The 18,477-nt window shown below is 72.5% G+C and carries 20 protein-coding genes; 5 read left to right on the top strand and 15 right to left on the bottom strand.

Annotated features, from left to right (window positions below):
- Window positions 1-361: hypothetical protein (locus tag ACEZDG_RS33945; RefSeq protein ID WP_380517572.1), on the bottom strand; the 361-nt coding region annotated here is incomplete at its 3' end.
- Window positions 362-423: 62 nt separating this feature from the next.
- Between ACEZDG_RS33945 and ACEZDG_RS33940 the strand changes: the two genes are divergently transcribed.
- From ACEZDG_RS33940 to ACEZDG_RS33930, 3 genes are all read left to right on the top strand, one after another.
- Complete coding sequence (locus ACEZDG_RS33940; protein WP_380517570.1) at window positions 424-639, top strand: hypothetical protein; 216 nt, start codon at window positions 424-426, stop codon at window positions 637-639.
- Window positions 640-933: 294 nt separating this feature from the next.
- Window positions 934-1,563: a potassium channel family protein gene (locus tag ACEZDG_RS33935; RefSeq protein ID WP_380517567.1), complete on the top strand. Its 630-nt coding sequence runs from the start codon at window positions 934-936 to the stop codon at window positions 1,561-1,563.
- A complete protein-coding gene (locus ACEZDG_RS33930) occupies window positions 1,560-2,093 on the top strand; it encodes a DinB family protein (protein ID WP_380517564.1) in 534 nt (177 codons plus the stop codon). The genes ACEZDG_RS33935 and ACEZDG_RS33930 overlap by 4 nt, the downstream gene beginning before the upstream one ends.
- Before the next feature lie 26 nt (window positions 2,094-2,119).
- On the opposite strand, the gene argF is transcribed toward ACEZDG_RS33930, so the two are convergent.
- The 6 genes from argF to ACEZDG_RS33900 form a co-directional block, all read right to left on the bottom strand.
- The gene (argF, locus tag ACEZDG_RS33925; RefSeq protein ID WP_380517561.1) at window positions 2,120-3,121 is read right to left on the bottom strand and encodes an ornithine carbamoyltransferase; all 1,002 of its coding nucleotides are present in this window, start codon (window positions 3,119-3,121) and stop codon (window positions 2,120-2,122) included.
- A 79-nt stretch (window positions 3,122-3,200) separates the two neighbouring features.
- A complete protein-coding gene (locus tag ACEZDG_RS33920) occupies window positions 3,201-5,777 on the bottom strand; it encodes a polynucleotide kinase-phosphatase (protein WP_380517558.1) in 2,577 nt (858 codons plus the stop codon).
- Entirely contained in the window at window positions 5,774-7,330 is a 1,557-nt protein-coding gene (locus ACEZDG_RS33915; protein WP_380517556.1) for a 3' terminal RNA ribose 2'-O-methyltransferase Hen1, read from the bottom strand. The genes ACEZDG_RS33920 and ACEZDG_RS33915 overlap by 4 nt, the downstream gene beginning before the upstream one ends.
- 86 nt (window positions 7,331-7,416) lie before the next feature.
- Window positions 7,417-7,611: a DUF1059 domain-containing protein gene (locus ACEZDG_RS33910; protein WP_380517553.1), complete on the bottom strand. Its 195-nt coding sequence runs from the start codon at window positions 7,609-7,611 to the stop codon at window positions 7,417-7,419.
- Between the two features lie 129 nt (window positions 7,612-7,740).
- The gene (locus tag ACEZDG_RS33905) at window positions 7,741-8,670 is read right to left on the bottom strand and encodes a GlxA family transcriptional regulator (protein ID WP_380517550.1); all 930 of its coding nucleotides are present in this window, start codon (window positions 8,668-8,670) and stop codon (window positions 7,741-7,743) included.
- Window positions 8,671-8,680: 10 nt separating this feature from the next.
- Window positions 8,681-9,253: a cysteine hydrolase family protein gene (locus ACEZDG_RS33900; RefSeq protein WP_380517549.1), complete on the bottom strand. Its 573-nt coding sequence runs from the start codon at window positions 9,251-9,253 to the stop codon at window positions 8,681-8,683.
- A 140-nt stretch (window positions 9,254-9,393) separates the two neighbouring features.
- On the opposite strand from ACEZDG_RS33900, the gene dapD reads away from it, so the two are divergent.
- On the top strand, window positions 9,394-10,386 hold the full coding sequence (gene dapD, locus ACEZDG_RS33895) for a 2,3,4,5-tetrahydropyridine-2,6-dicarboxylate N-succinyltransferase (RefSeq protein WP_380517547.1): 993 nt from the start codon (window positions 9,394-9,396) through the stop codon (window positions 10,384-10,386).
- 278 nt (window positions 10,387-10,664) lie between these two features.
- Window positions 10,665-10,865: a hypothetical protein gene (locus tag ACEZDG_RS33890; protein WP_380517544.1), complete on the top strand. Its 201-nt coding sequence runs from the start codon at window positions 10,665-10,667 to the stop codon at window positions 10,863-10,865.
- Window positions 10,866-10,877: 12 nt separating this feature from the next.
- On the opposite strand, the gene ACEZDG_RS33885 is transcribed toward ACEZDG_RS33890, so the two are convergent.
- The 8 genes from ACEZDG_RS33885 to ACEZDG_RS33850 all read right to left on the bottom strand — a co-directional run bounded on the left by ACEZDG_RS33885 (window position 10,878) and on the right by ACEZDG_RS33850 (window position 18,191).
- A complete protein-coding gene (locus ACEZDG_RS33885) occupies window positions 10,878-11,483 on the bottom strand; it encodes a DUF6099 family protein (protein WP_380517541.1) in 606 nt (201 codons plus the stop codon).
- 178 nt (window positions 11,484-11,661) lie between these two features.
- Window positions 11,662-12,018: a nucleotide pyrophosphohydrolase gene (locus ACEZDG_RS33880; RefSeq protein ID WP_380517538.1), complete on the bottom strand. Its 357-nt coding sequence runs from the start codon at window positions 12,016-12,018 to the stop codon at window positions 11,662-11,664.
- Window positions 12,015-13,223, bottom strand: a complete 1,209-nt coding sequence (locus tag ACEZDG_RS33875) for an AAA family ATPase (RefSeq protein ID WP_380517535.1) — start codon at window positions 13,221-13,223, stop codon at window positions 12,015-12,017. Before ACEZDG_RS33875 ends, ACEZDG_RS33880 begins: the two co-directional genes overlap by 4 nt.
- A gap of 7 nt (window positions 13,224-13,230) precedes the next feature.
- Window positions 13,231-14,067 carry a methyltransferase domain-containing protein gene (locus ACEZDG_RS33870; RefSeq protein ID WP_380517532.1) on the bottom strand — a complete coding sequence of 279 codons (837 nt, stop codon included), beginning with the start codon at window positions 14,065-14,067 and terminating at the stop codon, window positions 13,231-13,233.
- 2 nt (window positions 14,068-14,069) lie between these two features.
- Window positions 14,070-14,513: a fic family toxin-antitoxin system, toxin component gene (locus ACEZDG_RS33865; RefSeq protein ID WP_380517529.1), complete on the bottom strand. Its 444-nt coding sequence runs from the start codon at window positions 14,511-14,513 to the stop codon at window positions 14,070-14,072.
- Window positions 14,510-14,743 carry a toxin-antitoxin system HicB family antitoxin gene (locus tag ACEZDG_RS33860; protein WP_380517526.1) on the bottom strand — a complete coding sequence of 78 codons (234 nt, stop codon included), beginning with the start codon at window positions 14,741-14,743 and terminating at the stop codon, window positions 14,510-14,512. The genes ACEZDG_RS33865 and ACEZDG_RS33860 overlap by 4 nt, the downstream gene beginning before the upstream one ends.
- 23 nt (window positions 14,744-14,766) lie before the next feature.
- Window positions 14,767-16,119, bottom strand: a complete 1,353-nt coding sequence (locus ACEZDG_RS33855; RefSeq protein ID WP_380517523.1) for a class I SAM-dependent RNA methyltransferase — start codon at window positions 16,117-16,119, stop codon at window positions 14,767-14,769.
- Window positions 16,116-18,191 carry an APC family permease gene (locus tag ACEZDG_RS33850; protein WP_380517520.1) on the bottom strand — a complete coding sequence of 692 codons (2,076 nt, stop codon included), beginning with the start codon at window positions 18,189-18,191 and terminating at the stop codon, window positions 16,116-16,118. The genes ACEZDG_RS33855 and ACEZDG_RS33850 overlap by 4 nt, the downstream gene beginning before the upstream one ends.
- Window positions 18,192-18,477 lie beyond the last annotated feature (286 nt).

The following is an 18,477-nucleotide window of genomic DNA, read 5'->3' as shown; positions in this document are numbered from 1 at the left end:
TCTCCGTCGGATTCCTGAGCCTTCCCCCAAGCCGCCATGCCGCCTCCGAGTCCCGCGCCACCCCCTTCGGCTGGCCCCTCGGAAGCCTACGCGTCACCTGATCCACTTCTGAAACAGGCTCTAACAGCGTCGGGGCACCGGTGGGCACGATGCGGGCGCCGGTGGCGTTCAGCTCGCGCAGGATCTCAAGCGCCTCGATCAGCGGCCTGGCGTCGGTGTCGCCGGCGAACCGCGCCGCCTCAAACCCCCTCGGCGCGAACTGCCGTATGTAGGTGTAAGAGCCCTCCAGCAGCCGCAGGTGCCCGTGGCCCTTCGGCAGCCGCACGGTGGCCCCGGCGCGCGCGGCGCGGATGCGGTCCATGCCGATCTACTCTCGCAGCAGCTTGCCGACGTCCTCGTCCGGCCACTCCTCGGCCCGACCAGGTGGTGCCGCCCGACGGTGAGCACGGACATCAGCAGCCCCTCGGCTACCTGCTGCTGGAGCACCTCGCGCATCCCGCCCTCGCGCGGCGTGATGTCCGCAGGTCCCGTACCGCCCGCCCGCAGTCCCGGGCCATGTCCGGGCGCGCAGGCCCGGACAGCAGCATCATCAGGTTCATCGCCCCGTGCGACAGCCCGTTCCACGTCTCCCAGTCGTAGCCGCCAACCTTGTAGCAGTCGATCGCGAGTGTGACGCTACCGAGCCGCCCCCGCCATCGCACGATTCCCCGAGATCACCCCAGTTCAGGGGCCACCTGAGCGGTCTAGCGTCGTTTCCGCGAGAACTACCGGAACCCCACTGGGTGAGACGGGACACTGAGGCTATGGCTGTCTCACCCAATCCAGTCCACGCAGCTCAGGATGGGGCGAACGACTAACTTCGCTGCGACCGCTCCCCCGGGTTCCGGCGCGTCGGTTCGGGGAGGGACGCGGGGTGGGGCTCAGGCTGGGCGTATGGATTCTCCCCGGTTCAAGATGCCCGGTTCCGGGCTGCGCGGACAGTGGGTCTGGCTGCCGGTGCTGGGCGGCGTCGCCTTGCTGCTGGCCGGCTACTTCACCCTGCCGCTGGAGATCTTCGGGCCGCACCGCCCGGCGCTGAGCTGGGTGGTCTTCCTGTGCGCGCTGGCCCTGCTGGCCGCGCTGCTGCTGCGGCAGGTGCGGCTGGTGCTGGCGGAGTCCGACCGGGGCCGGCCGGGCGTGGTCATCGTGCTGCTGATCTGCCTGTCCCTGGTGGTCTTCGCCACCGCCTACCTGGGGCTGTCCAGGGACGGGCAGTTCAGCGGGTTGGACACCCGCACCGACGCGCTGTACTTCACCGTGGTCACCCTGGCGACGATCGGCTACGGCGACATCCACCCGTCCGGGCAGGAGGCCCGGCTGGTGGTGGTCGTGCAGATCGCCTACAACTTCGTGTTCCTGGCCGCCGGGGCCTCCGCGCTGACCCGCAGGGTGCGCGGCCGGGCGGCGACCCGGATCCGGTCGCGCGGGGGCCAGGCGCACGGGGCTCGGGCGCACGGGGGCCACAGCCGGCCACCGGGCGACGACGGGCCGTTGTCGGACCCCCCTGCTAGGTTCCGACCATGATTCGTACCGTGCCGTCGACCGGCAGCGAGAAGGAGATCCTCTACAGCGCGCTCGACCGGCACCGCGACGTGGTGCGGTGGAAGCTGGAGGGGCTGGACGACGGGCAGCTGCGCCGCCCGATGACCCCGTCCGGGACCAGCATGCTCGGGCTGCTGAAGCACCTGGCCGCAGTCGAGTACGGCTGGTTCTGCCAGACCTTCGGGCGGCCGACCGAGGCCAGGATCGACGCGCTGGACGCGCGCTACGAGACCGACCCCGACGCCGACCTGCGGGTGGAGCCGGAGGAGAGCACCGCCGACCTGCTCGCCTTCTACGCCCGCGCCCGCGCCGCCGCGGACCTGGCGATCCAGGAGACCGACCTGGACACCACCGGCACCTCCTGGGCCGGACGGACGGTGTCGATGCGCTGGGTGCTGGTGCACATGGTGGAGGAGGTGGCCCGGCACGCCGGGCACCTCGACATCCTGCGCGAGCTGATCGACGGCGCGACCGGCGACCACCCCGAGATCCAGGCTCCGGCAGGCAGCTGAGCCCTCAACAGATCCCTTGGGAGATTTCAGTCGCCGAGGGTGGCGACCATGATCGCCTTGATGGTGTGCAGCCGGTTCTCGGCCTGGTCGAAGACCACCGAGTGCTCGGACTCGAACAGCTCGTCGGTGACCTCCAGCTCACTCAGCCCGGTGCTGGCGTGCAGCTGTCTGGCGACCTCGGTGCCGAGGTCGTGGAAGGCCGGCAGGCAGTGCAGGAACTTCACCGCCGGGTTGCCGGTGGCCCGGACCGTGTCCATGGAGACCTGGTACGGGGTGAGCAGCTCGATCCGCTCGGTCCACACCTCCTTGGGCTCGCCCATCGAGACCCAGACGTCGGTGTAGAGGAAGTCCGCGCCGGCCACGCCCGCCGCGACGTCCTCGGTCAGGGTGATCCGCGCGCCGGTCCGGGCCGCCAGGGCCTGCGCCTGGGCCTGGACCCCGGCGGCGGGCCACAGCTGCCGCGGCGCGACGATCCGGATGTCCATGCCCAGCAGGGCCCCGGTGACCAGCAGCGAGTTGCCCATGTTGCTGCGGGCGTCGCCGAGGTAGGCCAGGGCGATCCCGGTCAGCGGCTTGGTGCTGTGCTCTTGGACGGTGAGGATGTCGGCCAGCATCTGGGTGGGGTGCCACTCGTCGGTCAGGCCGTTCCAGACCGGGACCCCGGCATGGGCGGCCAGCTCCTCCACGATCTCCTGGCCGTGGCCCCGGTACTGGATGCCGTCGAACATCCGGCCGAGGACCCGCGCGGTGTCCTTGACCGACTCCTTGGCCCCCAGGTGCGACCCGCTGGGATCGAGGTAGGTGGTGTGCGCGCCCTGGTCGGCCGCGGCGACCTCGAAGGCACACCGGGTCCGGGTGGAGCCCTTCTCGAAGACCAGCGCGATGTTCCGCCCGCGCAGCCGGGGCTGCTCGGTGCCCGCGTACTTGGCGGCCTTCAGCTGGGCCGACAGGTCGAGCAGGAAGCGGAACTCCTGGGGAGTGAGGTCGACCTCCTTCAGGAAGTGCCGGTGCCGCAGATTGAAGGCCATGTCGGGCTCCTGGGTGAACAGTGGCAAGCGTGGATCCAGCAACTATATACGATGAGGGACATGTTTATGCACTGGATACTCAGAGTCGGGGATCGACCGGCTCCGACTCCAGGGCCAGCACGGCGAACACCGCCTCGTGCACCCGCCACAGCGGCTCGCTCCCGGCGAGGCGGTCCAGGGCCTCCAGGCCGAGGGCGTACTCGCGCAGCGCCAGCGAGCGCTTGTGGCCCAGCGTGCGCGAGCGCAGCCGGTCCAGGTTGGCCGGCAGGGTGTAGTCCGGGCCGTAGATGATCCGCAGGTACTCCCGGCCGCGGACCTTCACCCCCGGCTGCACCAGCCGGCCGCCCTCCGGGCGCACCAGCGAGGCCAGCGGCTTGACCACCATGCCCTCGCCGCCCGCTCCGGTCAGCTCCTCCCACCAGGCGGTGGCGGCGGCGACGGACTGCTCGTCGGCGGTGTCGACCAGCATCCGGCCGGTGCGCCCGAGCAGCTGCGGATCCGCGTCGACCAGCGCGTCGATCCAGGCGAGGTGCTGGTCGTGCGGACGGACGGCGAGGTTGGCGCCCTCGGCGGCGAGGATCTGGAACGGGGCCAGCCTGATCCCGTCCAGGCCGTCCACCGGCCAGCAGTAGCGGCGGTAGGCGTCGGTGAAGGCCGAGGCGTCCGCGTAGCGGGCCGACTGACGGGCGGTCAGCTCGGCCACGTCCACGTCACGGGCCCCGGCCGCCTCCAGCGCGGCGAGGGCGGCGGGCAGCGCCGCCCGGGCCGCCGCGCCGACCGCGGCGTACTGCCGCTTGAGCAGGCCGACGGCCTTGAGCGACCACGGCAGCAGCTCGGCGTCCAGCAGCAGCCAGTCGCTGTCGAGCTCGTCGAACAGGCCACTGGCGAGGGCCGCGGCGCGCAGCCGGTCCAGGATCGCGCCGGTCAGCGCCCCGTCGTCGAGGAACGCGCGCCCGGTACGGGTCCAGATCGCACCGCCGGTGGAGACGCCGAAACGCTTCTCCAGCGCGGCGCCCTCCGCGTCGCGGCCGAGCAGCACCACGGCTCGCGAGCCCATGTGCTTCTCCTCGCAGACCACCTGGCGCACGCCGTCGGCGAGGTAGCCGGCGAAGGCCTCCTCCGGGTGCTCCAGATAGCCCTCGCGGCGCGAGGTCGAGACCGGGGCCATGGTCGGCGGCAGGTAGGCGAGCAGCCGCGGGTCCAGCGCGAAGCGGCTCATCACCTCCAGCGCGGCGGCGGCGTTCTCCTCCTTCACGGCCACCCGGCCGTGGTTGACGGTCTCCACGATCCGGCGGCCCTGGACGTCCGACAGCGCCAGCGGCCTGCCCTCGCGGGCGCCCGGGGCGTCGGTGATCAGCGGCCGGACCGGCTCGTACCAGACCTGCTCGGCCTCGACCTGGACCAGCTCGCGCTCGGGGTAGCGCAGCGCGGTCATCGTCCCGCCGAAGACGCAGCCGGTGTCCAGGCAGATGGTGTTGTTGACGAAGCTCGCGGTCGGGGTCGGGGTGTGGCCGTAGACGACCAGGGCGCGGCCCCGGTACTCCTCGGCCCACGGGTAGCGGACGGGCAGGCCGTACTCGTCGGTCTCGCCGGTGGTGTCGCCGTAGAGGGCGTGCGAGCGGACCCGGCCCGAGGTGCGGCCGTGGTACTTCTCGGGCAGGCCGGCGTGGCAGACCACGAGCTTGCCGTCGTCCAGCAGGTAGTGGCTGACCAGGGCGTCGATGAAGCTCCTGACCTCGGTGCTGAACTCGGCCGGCTCGGCGGCGAGCTGGTCCAGCGACTCCTTCAGGCCGTGACTGACCGTCACCTTGCGCCCGGACAGCGCCCGGCCGAGCTTGTTCTCGTGGTTGCCGGGCACGCACAGCGCGTTCCCGGCCGCGACCATGCCCATCACCAGGCGCAGCACGCCCGGGGTGTCCGGGCCGCGGTCGACCAGGTCGCCGACGAACACCGCGGTGCGGCCGTCCGGGTGCGCCGCGTCGACGGCGCGGCCCCCGGCGTCCAGGGCGACCGTGTAGCCGAGCCGGCCCAGCAGGGTGACCAGCTCGGAGCGGCAGCCGTGGATGTCGCCGATGATGTCGAAGGGCCCGGTGAGGTGGCGCAGGTCGTTGTAGCGCTTCTCCTCCACGATCTCCGCGGCCTCGACCTCGGCCACCCCGCGCAGTACGTGGACCTTGCGGAAGCCCTCGCGCTCCAGGAACTTCATCGAGCGGCGCAGCTCCCGCTGCTGACGCTGGATCACATGCGGGCTGAGGCCGGCCCGGTCCGGGCGCAGCGCGTTGCGCTCGGCGCAGACCTGCGGCGGGACGTCCAGCACGATGGCGACCGGCAGCACGTCGTACTCGCGGGCCAGGTTCACCAGCGACCGCCGGGCCTCGGGCTGGACGTTGGTGGCGTCCACGACGGTGAGCCGGCCGGCCGCGAGGCGCTTGCCGGCGATGTAGTGCAGCAGGTCGAAGGCGTCCCTGGTGGCCGCCTGGTCGTTGGGGTCGTCCGAGACCAGGCCGCGGCAGACGTCCGAGGAGACCACCTGGGTGGGGAGGAAGTGGCGCGCGGCGAAGCTGGACTTGCCGGAGCCGGTGCTGCCGACCAGCACGACCAGGGACAGGTCGGGGACGGGCAGCCTGCGGCTCGGGGTCTCGGTGTCGTCGCTCATCGGGTGACTGCTTCCTGTGCTGCGGATTCCTGTGCTGCGGGAACGGCGGTGCGGGTGAAGGTGGCGAGCTGGGTGGGCGGGCCGACCTCGGGGTCGTCCGGGCCGACCGGCGCGAAGCCGACGGTGTAGCCGTAGCCGGCGGCGACCTGCTCGGCCCAGGCCCGGAACTGGGCCCGGTCCCACTCGAAGCGGTGGTCGGCATGGCGGACGTGCCCGGCCGGCAGCGACTCCCAGCGGACGTTGTACTCCACGTTGGGCGTGGTCACCACGACCGTGCCGGGGCGCGCCGAGCCGAACACGGCGTACTCCAGGGCCGGCAGCCGGGGCGGGTCGACATGCTCGATCACCTCGGAGAGCACCGCGGCGTCGTAGCCGGTCAGCCGGGCGTCGGTGTAGGTCAGGGCGCCCTGGACCAGCCGGACCCGGGCGGCCTGGCGCTCCGACATCCGGTCCAGGTGCAGCCGCCGGGCGGCGATGCCCAGCGCCCGCGAGGACACGTCCACGCCGAGCACCTCGGTGATCCGCGGCTCCTTCAGCAGCGCGCCGACCAGGCTGCCCTCGCCGCAGCCCAGGTCCACCACCCGGGTCGCCCCGGCGGCGCGCAGCACCTCGACGATCGCGCTGCGGCGCTGCACCGCGAGCGGGGTCGGCTTCTCCTCGGCGGCCTCCGCCTCGGTCTCCACCTCCGGGACGGCGTTGTCGATCTCCTCCACCTCGCGGTCGTCGGCCTCGGCCAGCCGGGCCAGCTCCAGCTGCTCCATCGCACTGCGAGCCAGCGACCAGCGCCGGGCCAGGTACCGCCGGGTGATCAGCGCCAGCTCAGGATGCGTCCCGAGCCAGCCGCCCTCCCGTCGCCCACCACCACCCTTGTCCGAGTCGCTTCGCGACACACCTCCGGCCCGCAGCAGCTTGTCGACCTCGTCCGGGGAGACCCAGTAGTGCTTGGCGTCGTCCAGCACCGGCAGCAGGATGTAGAGCTGGCTGAGCGCGTCGGCCAGCCGCAGCGTCCCGGTCAGGGTGAGGCCGACATAACGGGAGTCGCCCCACTCGGGGAACCGCGGGTCCAGCGGGACCGGCTCGGCCTCCACCTGCCAGCCCAGCGGCTCGAACAGCCGGCGGACCAGGTCGGCGCCGCCGTCCTGGCCGGCCCTGGCCGGCAGCGCCGGGACGCTGACCACCAGCGGCAGCGCGGCCTCGGCCAGCTCCGGGCGCTTGTCGCAGCGGCCCTTCATGGCGCTCTTGAACACCGTGCTCAGCGCGACCGCGAGCAGCGAGGACGCCGCGTAGGGGCGGTCGTTGACGTACTGGGCCAGCGCAAAGTCGGGAGACCCGCCGCGGCCCTTGCCGCGCCCGCGCCGGACCAGGGCGATCGGGTCGATCTCCAGCAGCAGCGCGGCCGTGCACCGCTCCTCTGTCGCCTCGGGGTAGAACACATGGGCGAGGCCGTGGGAGGTGGGGAACGACTGGGCCCTGCCCGGGTGCTTGTGCAGCAGGAAGCCCAGGTCGGTAGCGGGGCGGTCAGGGGCGCCGGAGGTGCTGATCGTCAGGAACACGCGACCGAGTATCGCCTGACCTGCGGCTTCCGCACACGTGGTTTACCCGGAGGGAGCGGCGGAGGCCGCAGGCGTTTGCCCGGGGTTCAGGCGTGCTGGGGTACCTCCTCGTTCTTCAGCGAGGTGCGGATCATCTCGCGCAGTTCCGGAGAGTCGGCGTGCTCGTGCACCGAGACGGCGTGCTCGGCGGCGGCGCGGATGACCTCGTCCTCCTCACCGGCGATGGTGAGGGTGCAGCCGGAGACGCTCGGATGGTCCCGGCAGTCGGCTACTTTGCGCATGGTCGACCTCCCGACACCCGCGATGCCGCAGTCGCCGGCGGGCCGCCCGCGGACCGGAGGACCGGAGCCGCGGCAGCACGGAGATGTCGCCCGCCCATTGTCCTCCCGATACGCCCGGCCGGACAGCCCTCAGGAACCGGTCGTGAGCTGCTCGGACGGCCTGGAGCGGAGGCGGCGGAGCATGCGGGGGTCCTCGAAGCCGACGGTGCGGGCGGCGTGCTCGACGGTGCTGCCGTGGGCGATCAGGTGTTCGGCCCGTTCCAGGCGCAGGGTCTGCTGGTAGCGCAGCGGGGTGAGGCCGGTGGCGCGGGTGAACACCCGGGTGAGGGTCCGTTCGCTGACGCCGACCGACGCGGCGAGGTCGCCGAGCGGGAGCCGGGCGTCGTAGCGGGCGTCGATCACGTCCTGGGCCCGGTGCACCGTGTCGTCCAGGTGCGAGCGGTGCCGCAGCATCGCGCTGTGCTGCTGCTCATGGCCGTTGCGGCGGGCGTAGACGACCATGTCGCGGGCGATCTGGGCGGCGGCGGCCGGGCCGTGGCGCTGGGCGACCAGGTAGAGGGCGAGGTCGATGCCGCTGGCGATCCCGGCGGAGGTGACCACCCGGTCGTCCAGGGTGAACAGCACGTCGCGGACCACGGTCGCCCGCCGGTAGCGGGCGGCCAGCAGGTCCTGGAAGTCGTGGTGGGTGGTGCAGCGGCGGCCGTCGAGCAGCCCGGCCCGGCCGAGGGCGTCCGCTCCCGCGCAGACGCTGGCGACCGTGCCGCCCGCGGCATGGTGCTCGCGCACGCGACGCAGGGTGTCCGGGCCGAGCTTGGACTCCAGCTCCCGGGCCGGTGAGCGCCAGCCCGGGACCAGCAGCAGGTCGTCAGGACCCAGCTCCGGCCAGCTGGTGTCGGCCTGCAGCGGGACGCCCTGGGCGCTGGGCACGACCGGCTGCTCGGCGACATAGCCGAGGGTGTAGTCGTGGCCGAAGTCGGCGGCGGTGGAGAAGACCTGCGCGGGCCCGGCGAGGTCGAGCAGGTGCACACCGGGCACCAGCAGGAAGAGGATGCGGCTCATGGTGCCGCCGTCATCCCCGCTCGGCGGCCCGGCGCTCCGCCTGCGCCTCGAGTTCGGCGACGGTGCTGACGGTGGCGAAGCGGTCGGCGAGGACGAACTCGGTGCGCCGGACGATCTCCTCGGCGGTGAGGGTGACGCCGTCACGGGTGATCGGGCTGGTGGAGGTGGCGTCGGAGACGAAGGTGACCTGGTAGCCGAGGTCGCTGCCGACCCTGGTGGTGGTCTCCACGCACTGCTCGGTACGGATGCCGCAGGTCACCAGCTCGGTGACACCGCGCTCGGTGAGCTGCTGCTGCAGGTTGGTGGTGGTGAAGGCGTTGTGCGAGGTCTTGTGGACCAGCAGGTCGCCGTCCTGGTGGTCGAGCTCCGCCAGCAGCCGGACCTGGCCGAGGGCAGGGTCGAACACCGTGTCCGTGCCGGGCTCGGAATGCAGCACCCAGACCACCGTGTCCCCGGCGTCCCGGGCGAGCGCGACCAGGCGGTTGACCGGCTCGGCGATCTTCGGGTTGTAGCTCGCGGCCCACTCCTCGGTGCGGGCGCGGAAGGACTCCTGGACGTCGATGACAATCAGTGCTCGGCTCATGGATATGAGTCTGCGCTGATCAGCACCGTGGAACCAGGCCCGATCGGGTCCCGCGGCGGACGGATCCGGTCAGCGCCGGCGCGGTGTCCGCACCCCGGTACGGTTCGGCGGCCGAGGAGGCGAATGGGTACCGTACGGGGGTGACGAACGAAACCGCACCCTCCTCCCTCCGCGGCGCTGTCGCCGCAGGTCTGGCCACCATCGCCGCCGACGGCACCGTGCTGGACACCTGGTTCCCCGCTCCCGAGCTGACCGACGCGCCCGGCCCGGCCGGGACCGTGCGCCTGTCCGCGGACGAGGCCGTCGCCGCGCTGGGCCCGGGCGCCGCCGCCGCGCTGCGTACGGACCCGCGGCGCGGGGTGGAGGTCGTCGCGGTGCGCACGGCCATCGCCTCGCTGGACGACAAGCCGCTGGACACCCATGACGTCTACCTGCGGCTGCACCTGCTGAGCCACCGTCTGGTCCGGCCGCACGGGCAGAGCCTGGAGGGCATCTTCGGGCTGCTCGCCAATGTCGCCTGGACCAGCATCGGCCCGGTGCCGGTGGACGGCGTCGAGGCAGCACGCCTGGCGGTCCGCGCCGAGGGCGGGCAGCTGGCCGTCTACGGCATCGACAAGTTCCCCCGGATGACCGACTACGTCGCGCCCGGCGGGGTGCGGATCGCGCACGCCGACCGGGTGCGCCTCGGCGCGCACCTCGCGGTGGGCACCACGGTCATGCACGAGGGCTTCGTCAACTTCAACGCCGGCACCCTGGGCACCTCGATGGTGGAGGGCCGGATCTCGGCCGGTGTGGTGGTGGGCGACCACAGCGACATCGGCGGCGGCTCCTCGATCATGGGGACCCTGTCCGGCGGCGGCAAGCAGACCGTGTCGGTCGGCGAGCGCTGCCTGCTGGGCGCCAACGCGGGCATCGGGATCTCGTTGGGCAACGACTGCGTGGTCGAGGCCGGCCTCTATGTGACCGCGGGGACCCGGGTCACCCTGCCGGACGGCAAGGTCGCCAAGGCCGTGGAGCTGTCCGGCCAGGACAACCTGCTGTTCCGCCGCAACTCGCAGAGCGGCGCGGTCGAGGTCATCGCCCGCAGCGGCTCCTGGGGCGGCCTCAACGCCGAGCTGCACGCGCACAACTGATTCGGTGGGGACACCGTCAGGGGCGGTGCTTCCGGTGCGGATATCGCACCGGGGGCGCCGCCCCGGTGCTGTGGCCGCCGCCACCGCCCGGCTCCGGACCGGTGCAGCCGGTTCGAACCCGCGATCGGCGGCTGGAGTCGGCCCGGTGACGGTTGACCGGGCCCGTCCCCCGTCGGTGTGACGGACGGTGACCGGGCCGGGGCGCGGCTCGTTTGCCTGCTCGGGACCGGTACAACCCGCCGGACCCGTCCGCAGCACCCAGGAGGGGCGCGTCCACCATGTCCGAGGCATCCGTCGTACCGGAGGGGCCGAGCCTGCTCTCCCCCCAGCCCGCCGCCCCGCAGCCCGCCGCCCCGCAGCCCGCCGCCCCGCAGAGCCTGCTCGCGCAGATGGAACAGATGCTCGCGGCGCTGAACGCCGACCTGGTACGGCTCGACGCCGACCTCCAGGCACCGCCGCCGCACGCCGGACCCTCGTAGCGGCGGCTCCGGTCACGACTCGCTCCCGGGGCCGGTCTCCGGCGCTGATTCGGTATCCGGCCCTGATTCGGTATCCGGGGCGGAGTCGGGCTCCGGCTCACCCGCGGTCTGCCACTCGCCCGGGGGCCGCAGTTCCCGGCAGGCCGGGTCGACCACCCGGAGCAGTTGGGTGGCCAGGTCCTGGCACTCGGCGGCGGCGTCCACCGAGTCGATGCAGCGCCAGTAGAGCTCCTGCTCGGCCGCCCCGCAGGCGAGGACGATCAGCGCCTCGGCCGTCTCCTGGACCAGCGCCCGCAGCTCGCGGGCGGTCCCGGGCAGGCCGGCCAGCACGGTCAGCCGTTCCGCCCGGCTCGGGCCGGCCCCGTCGTCCGGGGGTCGGCCCACACAAGCGGCGGCATGGCCGGCCGCCTCGGCCACCGCTCTGGCGATCTCCGCGCCGCCGCAGCCGGCTCCGTCCAGCGCGGACATGGCGGCCGGTTCGGTCAGTTCCAGCGCCATCACCATGGCCACGGCCTCGACCAGCGCGCACGCCTGCCATGCCTCGGCCAGCACCTGCGCCACACTGCGCGCCTCGGCCAGGCCGTGCCTGGTCGACCTGATCAGCCTCAGAGCGTCCATCCCGGTACTCCCCCGCTCGTCCTCCCCTGCGGGCGGACTGCCCGTCAGAGGACCAGCGTGGAACAGCTCCGGGCCAGGTCGGCGCGGTCGGCCGCGGCCTGTGGACAACTCGGGGGGTGTGCACAACTCGGCCACCCGGACGAGTGAAAAAGGGCTCTGAAGGGTGAGGCAGACCGCTTCAGACGCCGTCCAGGGGCGGGGTCGCGCCCGCCGGGAAGCGGTGCTCATTGCGTTCGATCTTGGCCGCCAGCGCCGCCAGCGGATCCACCCCCAGCACCGAGCAGAACTGCAGCAGATAGGCCAGGACGTCGGCCACCTCGTCCTCCACCCGGTGTGCCCGGGCCGGCTCCTCCATCACCGCCGCCGCCTGTTCCGGCGTCAGCCACTGGAAGATCTCCAGCAGTTCGGACGCCTCCACGCTCAGCGCCGCCACCAGGTTCTTGGGCGTGTGGTACTGCCCCCAGTCCCGGGCCGCCGCGAACTCGCGCAGCCGCTGTTGCAGCCCGGGCACATCGAGGTGCTGATCAGTGCTCATCCGCCCATTCTGCCGTGCTCGGGAACCTTGAAAACGCCGGGAAGGCCGAGAACGCTGGACCCGGTGGCCGGGTCCCGGCGGCAGCCGACCACCCGCACCCCCTCCGGCACGCCCCCGCTGCCGCCCGCGCCGCCCGCCGGTGCCGTCGCCAGCACCCGGACGTGCCCGCGGGCCGCCACCTCCACCGCCAGGCCGAGCAGCCCCGGGTCCAGGTCCTCGGCCAGCACCGTGAGCAGCCGCTCCGCGTCCGGGACCTCGGCCGACTCCATCTGCAGCACGCCGGGACCGGTCAGCAGCACCGTGGCGAAGGCGAGCATCCGGAGCAGCCCGCCACTCATCAGCGCCGCTCCGGTGCAGCCCTGCTCGGTCTCCCAGAGGGCGGCGACCACCCGTTCCACGCCGTCGTCGCCGCGCCCGCGGAGCACCCCCAGATCCCGGACCGGGTACGGGCTCGCCGCCCGCACCGCCTGCACCAGGCGGCCGTAGCGGATCCGGCACTCCCCCTGGATCCTGGCCAGCACGGCCGACAGGTTCTCCCCGGTGCTGCGCAGCCTGGCGTCGTCCCCGACCGGCACCCAGCCGCGCATCAGGGCCGGCACCGGGTCCACCGGGAAGACCTCGCGCAGCGCGGTGAGCAGCCCCTCGACGGCCGCGAGCACCCGCCGCTCACCGGCGGTGGCCCCGGCGATCCGCAGCGGCAGCTGCGCGGCCAGCAGGCTGCCGGAGGCCAGCGGCGCCCGGATGTCGCCCTGGCGGCCGTCGCTGTGCCAGGCGGCGTTCAACCGGCCGCGGACCCGGTCCTCCGCGCCGGTGGAGAGCAGCACCTGCTCCGGTTCCCCGCCGCGGCTCTCGGTGATCCGTTCGGCGACGATCCGTGCTCCGCCGTCGGTCCGTACCGCCACCTCCAGCCGCACCGTCGCGCCCTGCGGGGTCTCCACCGTGCAGCCGATCCTGAACCCCTGCCTGCCGTACGGGACGCAGCCGGCCAGGCCGCCGCGCACCCCCGCCGACGCCTCGGCCAGCTCGGCCCCGCCGGCCAGCCCGGACAGCACCGCGAGCCCGTCCAGCACATTGGACTTCCCGGTGCCCGAGGCGCCCCGGAGCAGGGTGACCGGGGCCAGCGGCAGCACGGTGCCGACGTGGGACTTGAACGCCACCAGGCGCAGTTCGCTGACGGTGGCACGGCGTAAGGGCGGTGAGCTCACACCCCGGTCAACGAGTGAAGGCGGTCAGGGTGACCGACGCGGTCACCGGCACCGGGTCGGGCAGCGCGGCCATCCGCTCCGCCAGCGCGTCCGGATCGGTGTGCCAGGCGCTGGGGCCCATTCCGACCACGGTCCGCACCGCCGCGTGGTCCAGCAGCATCGGGAAGCTGTGCTCGCTGCTCCCGGCGGACTCCAGGTACGGGCCGAGCGTCGCGGCCAGCCGCTGCTCCTTGCGGTCGTCCACCCCGAGCAGGCCGAGGTCGCCGACCAGTTCGGCCAGGTGACGGGGCGTCGGGGAGACCACCAGCAGGGTGCCGCCCGGCCTGAGCACCCGTCGGATCTCGGGTCCGTTGCGCGGGGCGAAGACGTTCAGCACCAGGTCGGCGGCCCCGTCCCGGAGCGGCAGCGGGCGCCAGGCGTCGCAGACCACGGCCCCGGCCCGGGGGTGGGCCCGGGCGGCGCGGCGCAGCGCGAACTTGGAGATGTCCAGGGCGATGCCGTGCGCCTTCGGCAGCGCGTCCAGCACCGCGGCCAGGTAGTGGCCGGTGCCCGCACCGAGGTCGACCACGCAGTCGGCACCGGCACCGGCCGGGGCGGCGGCGGCCAGCGCGGCGACGATCGGCGCGTAGTGGCCCGCGCCGAGGAAGGCCTCGCGGGCGGCGACCATGGCGGCGGTGTCGCCGGTGCCGGTGTGCGCGTCACCGGGCAGCAGGCTGGCATAGCCCTGCCGGGCGACGTCGAAGCTGTGCCTGGTCGCGCAGCGCAGCGCGCGACCGTCCTGAGCGGTCGTCAGACCGAGGCCGCAGTGCGGGCAGGCGAGGTACTCCACGATGTCCTGCAGCACCGCTACGATTCCTCGTCCTCCGCGCCGCCGGGCCCGCCGTCGCCGCCGTCCTCGTCCTCGCCGTCGGGGAGCTGGTCGACGATCCAGCCGGCCAGCCGCTCGGCCGCGGCCTCGACGCCGATCCTGCCCTCGCGCAGGGCCCGGGCCAGGCTGCGCATCTCCCGGGTGCTGGTGGCCACGTTGGCGCCGCCGGAGACCAGGTAGGCGAAGGCGACGGCGGTGGCGAACAGCTCGTTGTTGCGTTCCAGCGCGGGCACCCGGATCAGCTGGTGCATCAGCGCCGCCGCCCGGTCCTCGGGCTCGGGGTAGACCAGCACGTCGAAGATCTGGGCCTGGTGCCGGGTCACCGCCGCGACCAGCGAGCCGTAGTCGGTGACCCTGGGGTCGCCAGGGGTGTACTGCTCGGCGACCATGAGCAGCCAGGACAGGTCGATCTCAACGTTCAACGGCGCTGGCCCGCCGCCTCGTGCTCGCCGAACTCGGCGAGGAAGGCTGCCTCGTACTCCTTCATGAACTGCGCCGCCGCGTCCACGAAGGACCGGCCGGTCTCGCCCATGTCCTGCTGGACCAGCTTCTCGATGTACTGGTTCATGCTGATCCCCTCCTGTTCCGCCCTGGCGCGGGCTATCTCCGCCGTGGTGGCGTCCACCCTGACGTTCAGCTGCTTCTTCGTCATACTTCCAAGCTAGCGCGATTCCGCTAGCGCGCAAGCCCCATCGGCTCCAGGATCGCCACGCACTCGAAGTGCTGCGTCATCGGGAACAGGTCGAAGGCCCGCAGGCTGATCGGGCGGTAGCCGGCGTCGGCGAAGAAGGCCAGGTCACGGGCCAGTGCGGCCGGGTCGCAGGCCACATAGGCGATCCGGCGCGGGCTGAGCCCGGCCAGATGGCGCACGGTCTCCCGGCCCGCGCCGGCGCGCGGCGGGTCGAGCACCACCAGATCGGTCTCGGTGATCCCGGTGCGCGGCAGCAGCCGCTCGACCTTGTCGCACTCGATCCGCACCCGGCCGTCGCCGATCAGGTCGGAGAGGTTGTGCCGGGCGTCCGCCACCGACTGCTTGGAGGACTCGATGCCGAGCACCGCGCCGTCCTCGCCCAGCTGGTCCGCCAGCGCCCCGGCGAACAGGCCGACCCCGCAGTACAGGTCCAGCGCGTTCTCGCCCTCCTGCGGGTCCAGGCCCTCGAGCACCGCCGAGACCAGCAGGTCCGGGGCCTCGGGGTGGATCTGCCAGAAGCCGCCGTCGCTGACCCGCCAGGTGCGGCCGGCCGCGCGCTCGCGGACGAAGGAGCGTCCGTGCACCTTGTGCAGGCCGCCGTGGCCGTCGATCCGCATCACCGAGACCGGCCGGTCCAGCTCCACGATCGGCAGCCGGGAGTCCCCGCGCGGGGTCAGGATCACCTGGCGGTCGGAGGAGCCGCTGGAGGCGATCGCCTCGACCGTGGCCATGCCGTCCCAGTCGCGGGTCTCCACGCCCAGCTCGGCCACGCCGGGCGCGGCGATCAGGCAGCCGTCGATCCGCTGCACGTCGTGCGAGCGGTGCCGGCGCAGCCCGGGCTCCCCGGTCATCGGGTCCACCGCGTACTGCACCCGGGTCCGCCAGCGCGGGACGGTGCCCGCGGGCAGCTTGCCGCCGACCGGCTCCACACTGCCGTCCCAGGCCGCCTCGGCCGGGCTGAGCTTGGCCAGCTGGCGCAGCTGCTCGGTCAGCACCTGCACCTTGAGCTTGCGCTGCGCGCCGGGCGTGGCGTGCTGCCAGTCGCAGCCGCCGCACTTCCCCGGACCGGAGAACCGGCACGGCGGCTGCACCCGGTCCTTGGAGGGCTGCAGCACCTCCACCGCGTCGGCGCGCAGGAAGCGCGAGGACCCGGTGCCGTCGGTCACCTCGGCGACGACCCGCTCACCGGGCAGCGCGTGCCGGACGAACAGCACCCGGCCCTCGTGCCGGGCCACGCAGTGGCCGCCGTGGGCGACCGGGCCCACCTCGACCTCGTACCGCTGCCCGACCAGGGAGGGGGCTTCGGTGTCGACGGGGGTACTGCCGGGGGGTGTCACGCTTTGCTGTCCTTGCTTTCGGTCGCGGTGCCGCCCTGCTCCGGGGCGGCCGTGCGCTTCTGCACACGGCGGAGGTCTCCACGGCGGATCTGCCCGGGGGCGTTCCACTCGACCGGCTTGCGGCGGCGCTCGGAGGACTCCAGCTGCCAGGGTACCGAGGTCACCATGACTCCAGGCGTGAACAGCAGCCGCCCCTTGAGCCGCAGCGCGCTCTGGTTGTGCAGCAGCTGCTCGTACCAGTGCCCGACCACGTACTCCGGGATGTAGACGGTGACCACCGCGCGCGGGCTGTCCTTGCGCAGCTGCCGGACGTAGTCCACCACCGGGCGGGTGACCTCGCGGTAGGGCGAGTGCAGCACCTTCAGCGGGATCTCGATGCCCCTCCGCTCCCAGTCCGCCTTCAGCGCGGCGGTGTCGGCCGGGTCCACGTCGACGGTGAGCGCCTCCAGCGTGGAGGTGTGCGCGGAGCGGGAGAGCTTGGCGTAGGCCAGGGCGCGCAGGGTGGGCTTGTGCAGCTTGGAGACCAGCACCACGGAGTGGACCTTGGACGGCAGCAGGTCCTCGTCCGGACGCTCCTCGGCGGCGACCAGCTCGGCGGAGACCCGGTCGTAGTGCTTCCTGATCGCCTTCATCATGATGAAGAAGACCACCATCAGCAGGCAGGACATCCAGGCGCCTGACATGAACTTGGTGGCCAGCACCACCACCAGCACACAGGCGGTCATGCACAGGCCGATGCTGTTGATCACCCGGCTGCGCATCATCCGGCGGCGCACCGCCGGGTCGGTCTCGGTCTTCAGCAGCCGGGTCCAGTGCCGGATCATGCCGGTCTGGCTCATGTTGAAGGAGACGAAGACGCCGATGATGTAGAGCTGGATCAGCCGGTTGGGGTCGGCCCCGTAGCCGATGATGAAGACGATGGCGACGCCGGCCAGCATGATGATGCCGTTGGAGAACGCCAGCCGGTCGCCGCGGGTGTGCAGCTGGCGCGGCAGGTAGCGGTCCTGGGCCAGGATCGAGCCGAGCACCGGGAAGCCGTTGAAGGCGGTGTTGGCGGCCAGCACCAGGATCAGGCCGGTGGCCGCGGCGATGAAGTAGAAGCCCGGGGTGAAGTTGCTGAAGACGGCGGCGCTGATCTGCGCCAGCGCGGTCTTCTGGTGGTAGTTGGCGGGTGCGCCGAGCAGCTGGCTGGTGTTCTCGGACATCTTCAGCCCGGTCAGGTTGCCCATCCAGATGATGCCGACCAGCATCACCACCGCGATCAGCGCCATCATCAGCAGCGTGGTGGCGGCGTTCTTGCTCTTGGGCTTCTGGAAGGCCGGGACGCCGTTGCTGATCGCCTCGACCCCGGTGAGCGCGGCACAGCCCGAGGAGAAGGTCTTGAGCAGCAGGAACACCAGCGCGATCCCGGCGACGTCGGTGTGCCCGGGCGCGGCGACCAGGTTGAACTTGTAGCTGGCCGCGTGCATGTCGGTGCCGAAGCCGTAGTGCCGGATCGCCGCGTAGCCCATCAGGCTGAAAATGCCGATCATGAACCCGTAGGTGGGGACGGCGAAGGCCGAGCCCGACTCGCGGACCCCGCGCAGGTTCATCCCCATCAGGACGATCACCAGGGCCACCGAGATGACCGTCTCGTGCCCGTGCAGCGAGGGCACCGCCGAGACCACGTTGGCGACACCCGAGGTGGTGGACACCGCGACGGTGAGCACGTAGTCCACCATCAGCGCCGCCGCCACGGTGAGCCCGGCGTTGCCGCCCAGGTTGACCGTGGCGACCTCGTAGTCGCCGCCGCCGCTGGGGTAGGCGTGCACGTTCTGCCGGTACGACGCCACGACCACCAGCATCACCAGCGCGACCACCCCGCCGACCCACCAGGAGAAGTGGATGGTGGTGATACCGGCGACAGCCAGCGCCAGGAAGATCTGCTCGGGCGCGTACGCCACCGAGGAGAGTGCGTCGGAGGCGAAGACGGGCAGGGCGATCCGCTTCGGCAGCAGCGTCTCACCCAGCTTGTCGCTCTGGAGGGCGCGGCCGATCAGGATCCGCTTGGGCACGTCGGTGAGTTTGGACACGACGAGGATCGTAGAGCCTGTGTTTGACGCGCTCTTAACGCCCCTCCGTACTGCGTCGCCCGGTCACTCCCGGCACGGCCCGAACGGGACCCCGGAATCAAAGGATCCGCAAGGGGCCAATCGAAGGAAAATCAGCCGATTCCCCATGATTACCAAGGAAGATGACCGGGCGCAGGCGGATGAAGCACTCCATTCGGACACCGTAAGGTTGCTGATTGATATCGACCGGGTGTGAGTTGGGTCGCCTGCTCTTACCCGGGCTTCCCCGTTCCCTGGGAGTTCACCG

Origin of the sequence: Streptacidiphilus alkalitolerans (genome assembly GCF_042511045.1) — a bacterium.
Lineage (GTDB): Bacteria > Actinomycetota > Actinomycetes > Streptomycetales > Streptomycetaceae > Streptacidiphilus > Streptacidiphilus alkalitolerans.
The sequence above is the reverse complement of the archived record's forward strand: the minus strand, read 5'-3'. Positions and strand labels throughout refer to the sequence as shown.

Excerpts from the sequence above, each read along its gene's own strand:
- ACEZDG_RS33935 (WP_380517567.1), top strand. The coding sequence starts at position 934 with ATGGATTCTCCCCGGTTCAAGATGCCCGGTTCCGGGCTGCGCGGACAG.
- ACEZDG_RS33930 (WP_380517564.1), top strand. The coding sequence starts at position 1,560 with ATGATTCGTACCGTGCCGTCGACCGGCAGCGAGAAGGAGATCCTCTAC.
- argF (WP_380517561.1), bottom strand. The coding sequence starts at position 3,121 with ATGGCCTTCAATCTGCGGCACCGGCACTTCCTGAAGGAGGTCGACCTC.
- ACEZDG_RS33920 (WP_380517558.1), bottom strand. The coding sequence starts at position 5,777 with ATGAGCGACGACACCGAGACCCCGAGCCGCAGGCTGCCCGTCCCCGAC.
- ACEZDG_RS33910 (WP_380517553.1), bottom strand. The coding sequence starts at position 7,611 with ATGCGCAAAGTAGCCGACTGCCGGGACCATCCGAGCGTCTCCGGCTGC.
- ACEZDG_RS33905 (WP_380517550.1), bottom strand. The coding sequence starts at position 8,670 with ATGAGCCGCATCCTCTTCCTGCTGGTGCCCGGTGTGCACCTGCTCGAC.
- ACEZDG_RS33900 (WP_380517549.1), bottom strand. The coding sequence starts at position 9,253 with ATGAGCCGAGCACTGATTGTCATCGACGTCCAGGAGTCCTTCCGCGCC.
- ACEZDG_RS33890 (WP_380517544.1), top strand. The coding sequence starts at position 10,665 with ATGTCCGAGGCATCCGTCGTACCGGAGGGGCCGAGCCTGCTCTCCCCC.
- ACEZDG_RS33885 (WP_380517541.1), bottom strand. The coding sequence starts at position 11,483 with ATGGACGCTCTGAGGCTGATCAGGTCGACCAGGCACGGCCTGGCCGAG.
- ACEZDG_RS33880 (WP_380517538.1), bottom strand. The coding sequence starts at position 12,018 with ATGAGCACTGATCAGCACCTCGATGTGCCCGGGCTGCAACAGCGGCTG.
- ACEZDG_RS33860 (WP_380517526.1), bottom strand. The coding sequence starts at position 14,743 with ATGACGAAGAAGCAGCTGAACGTCAGGGTGGACGCCACCACGGCGGAG.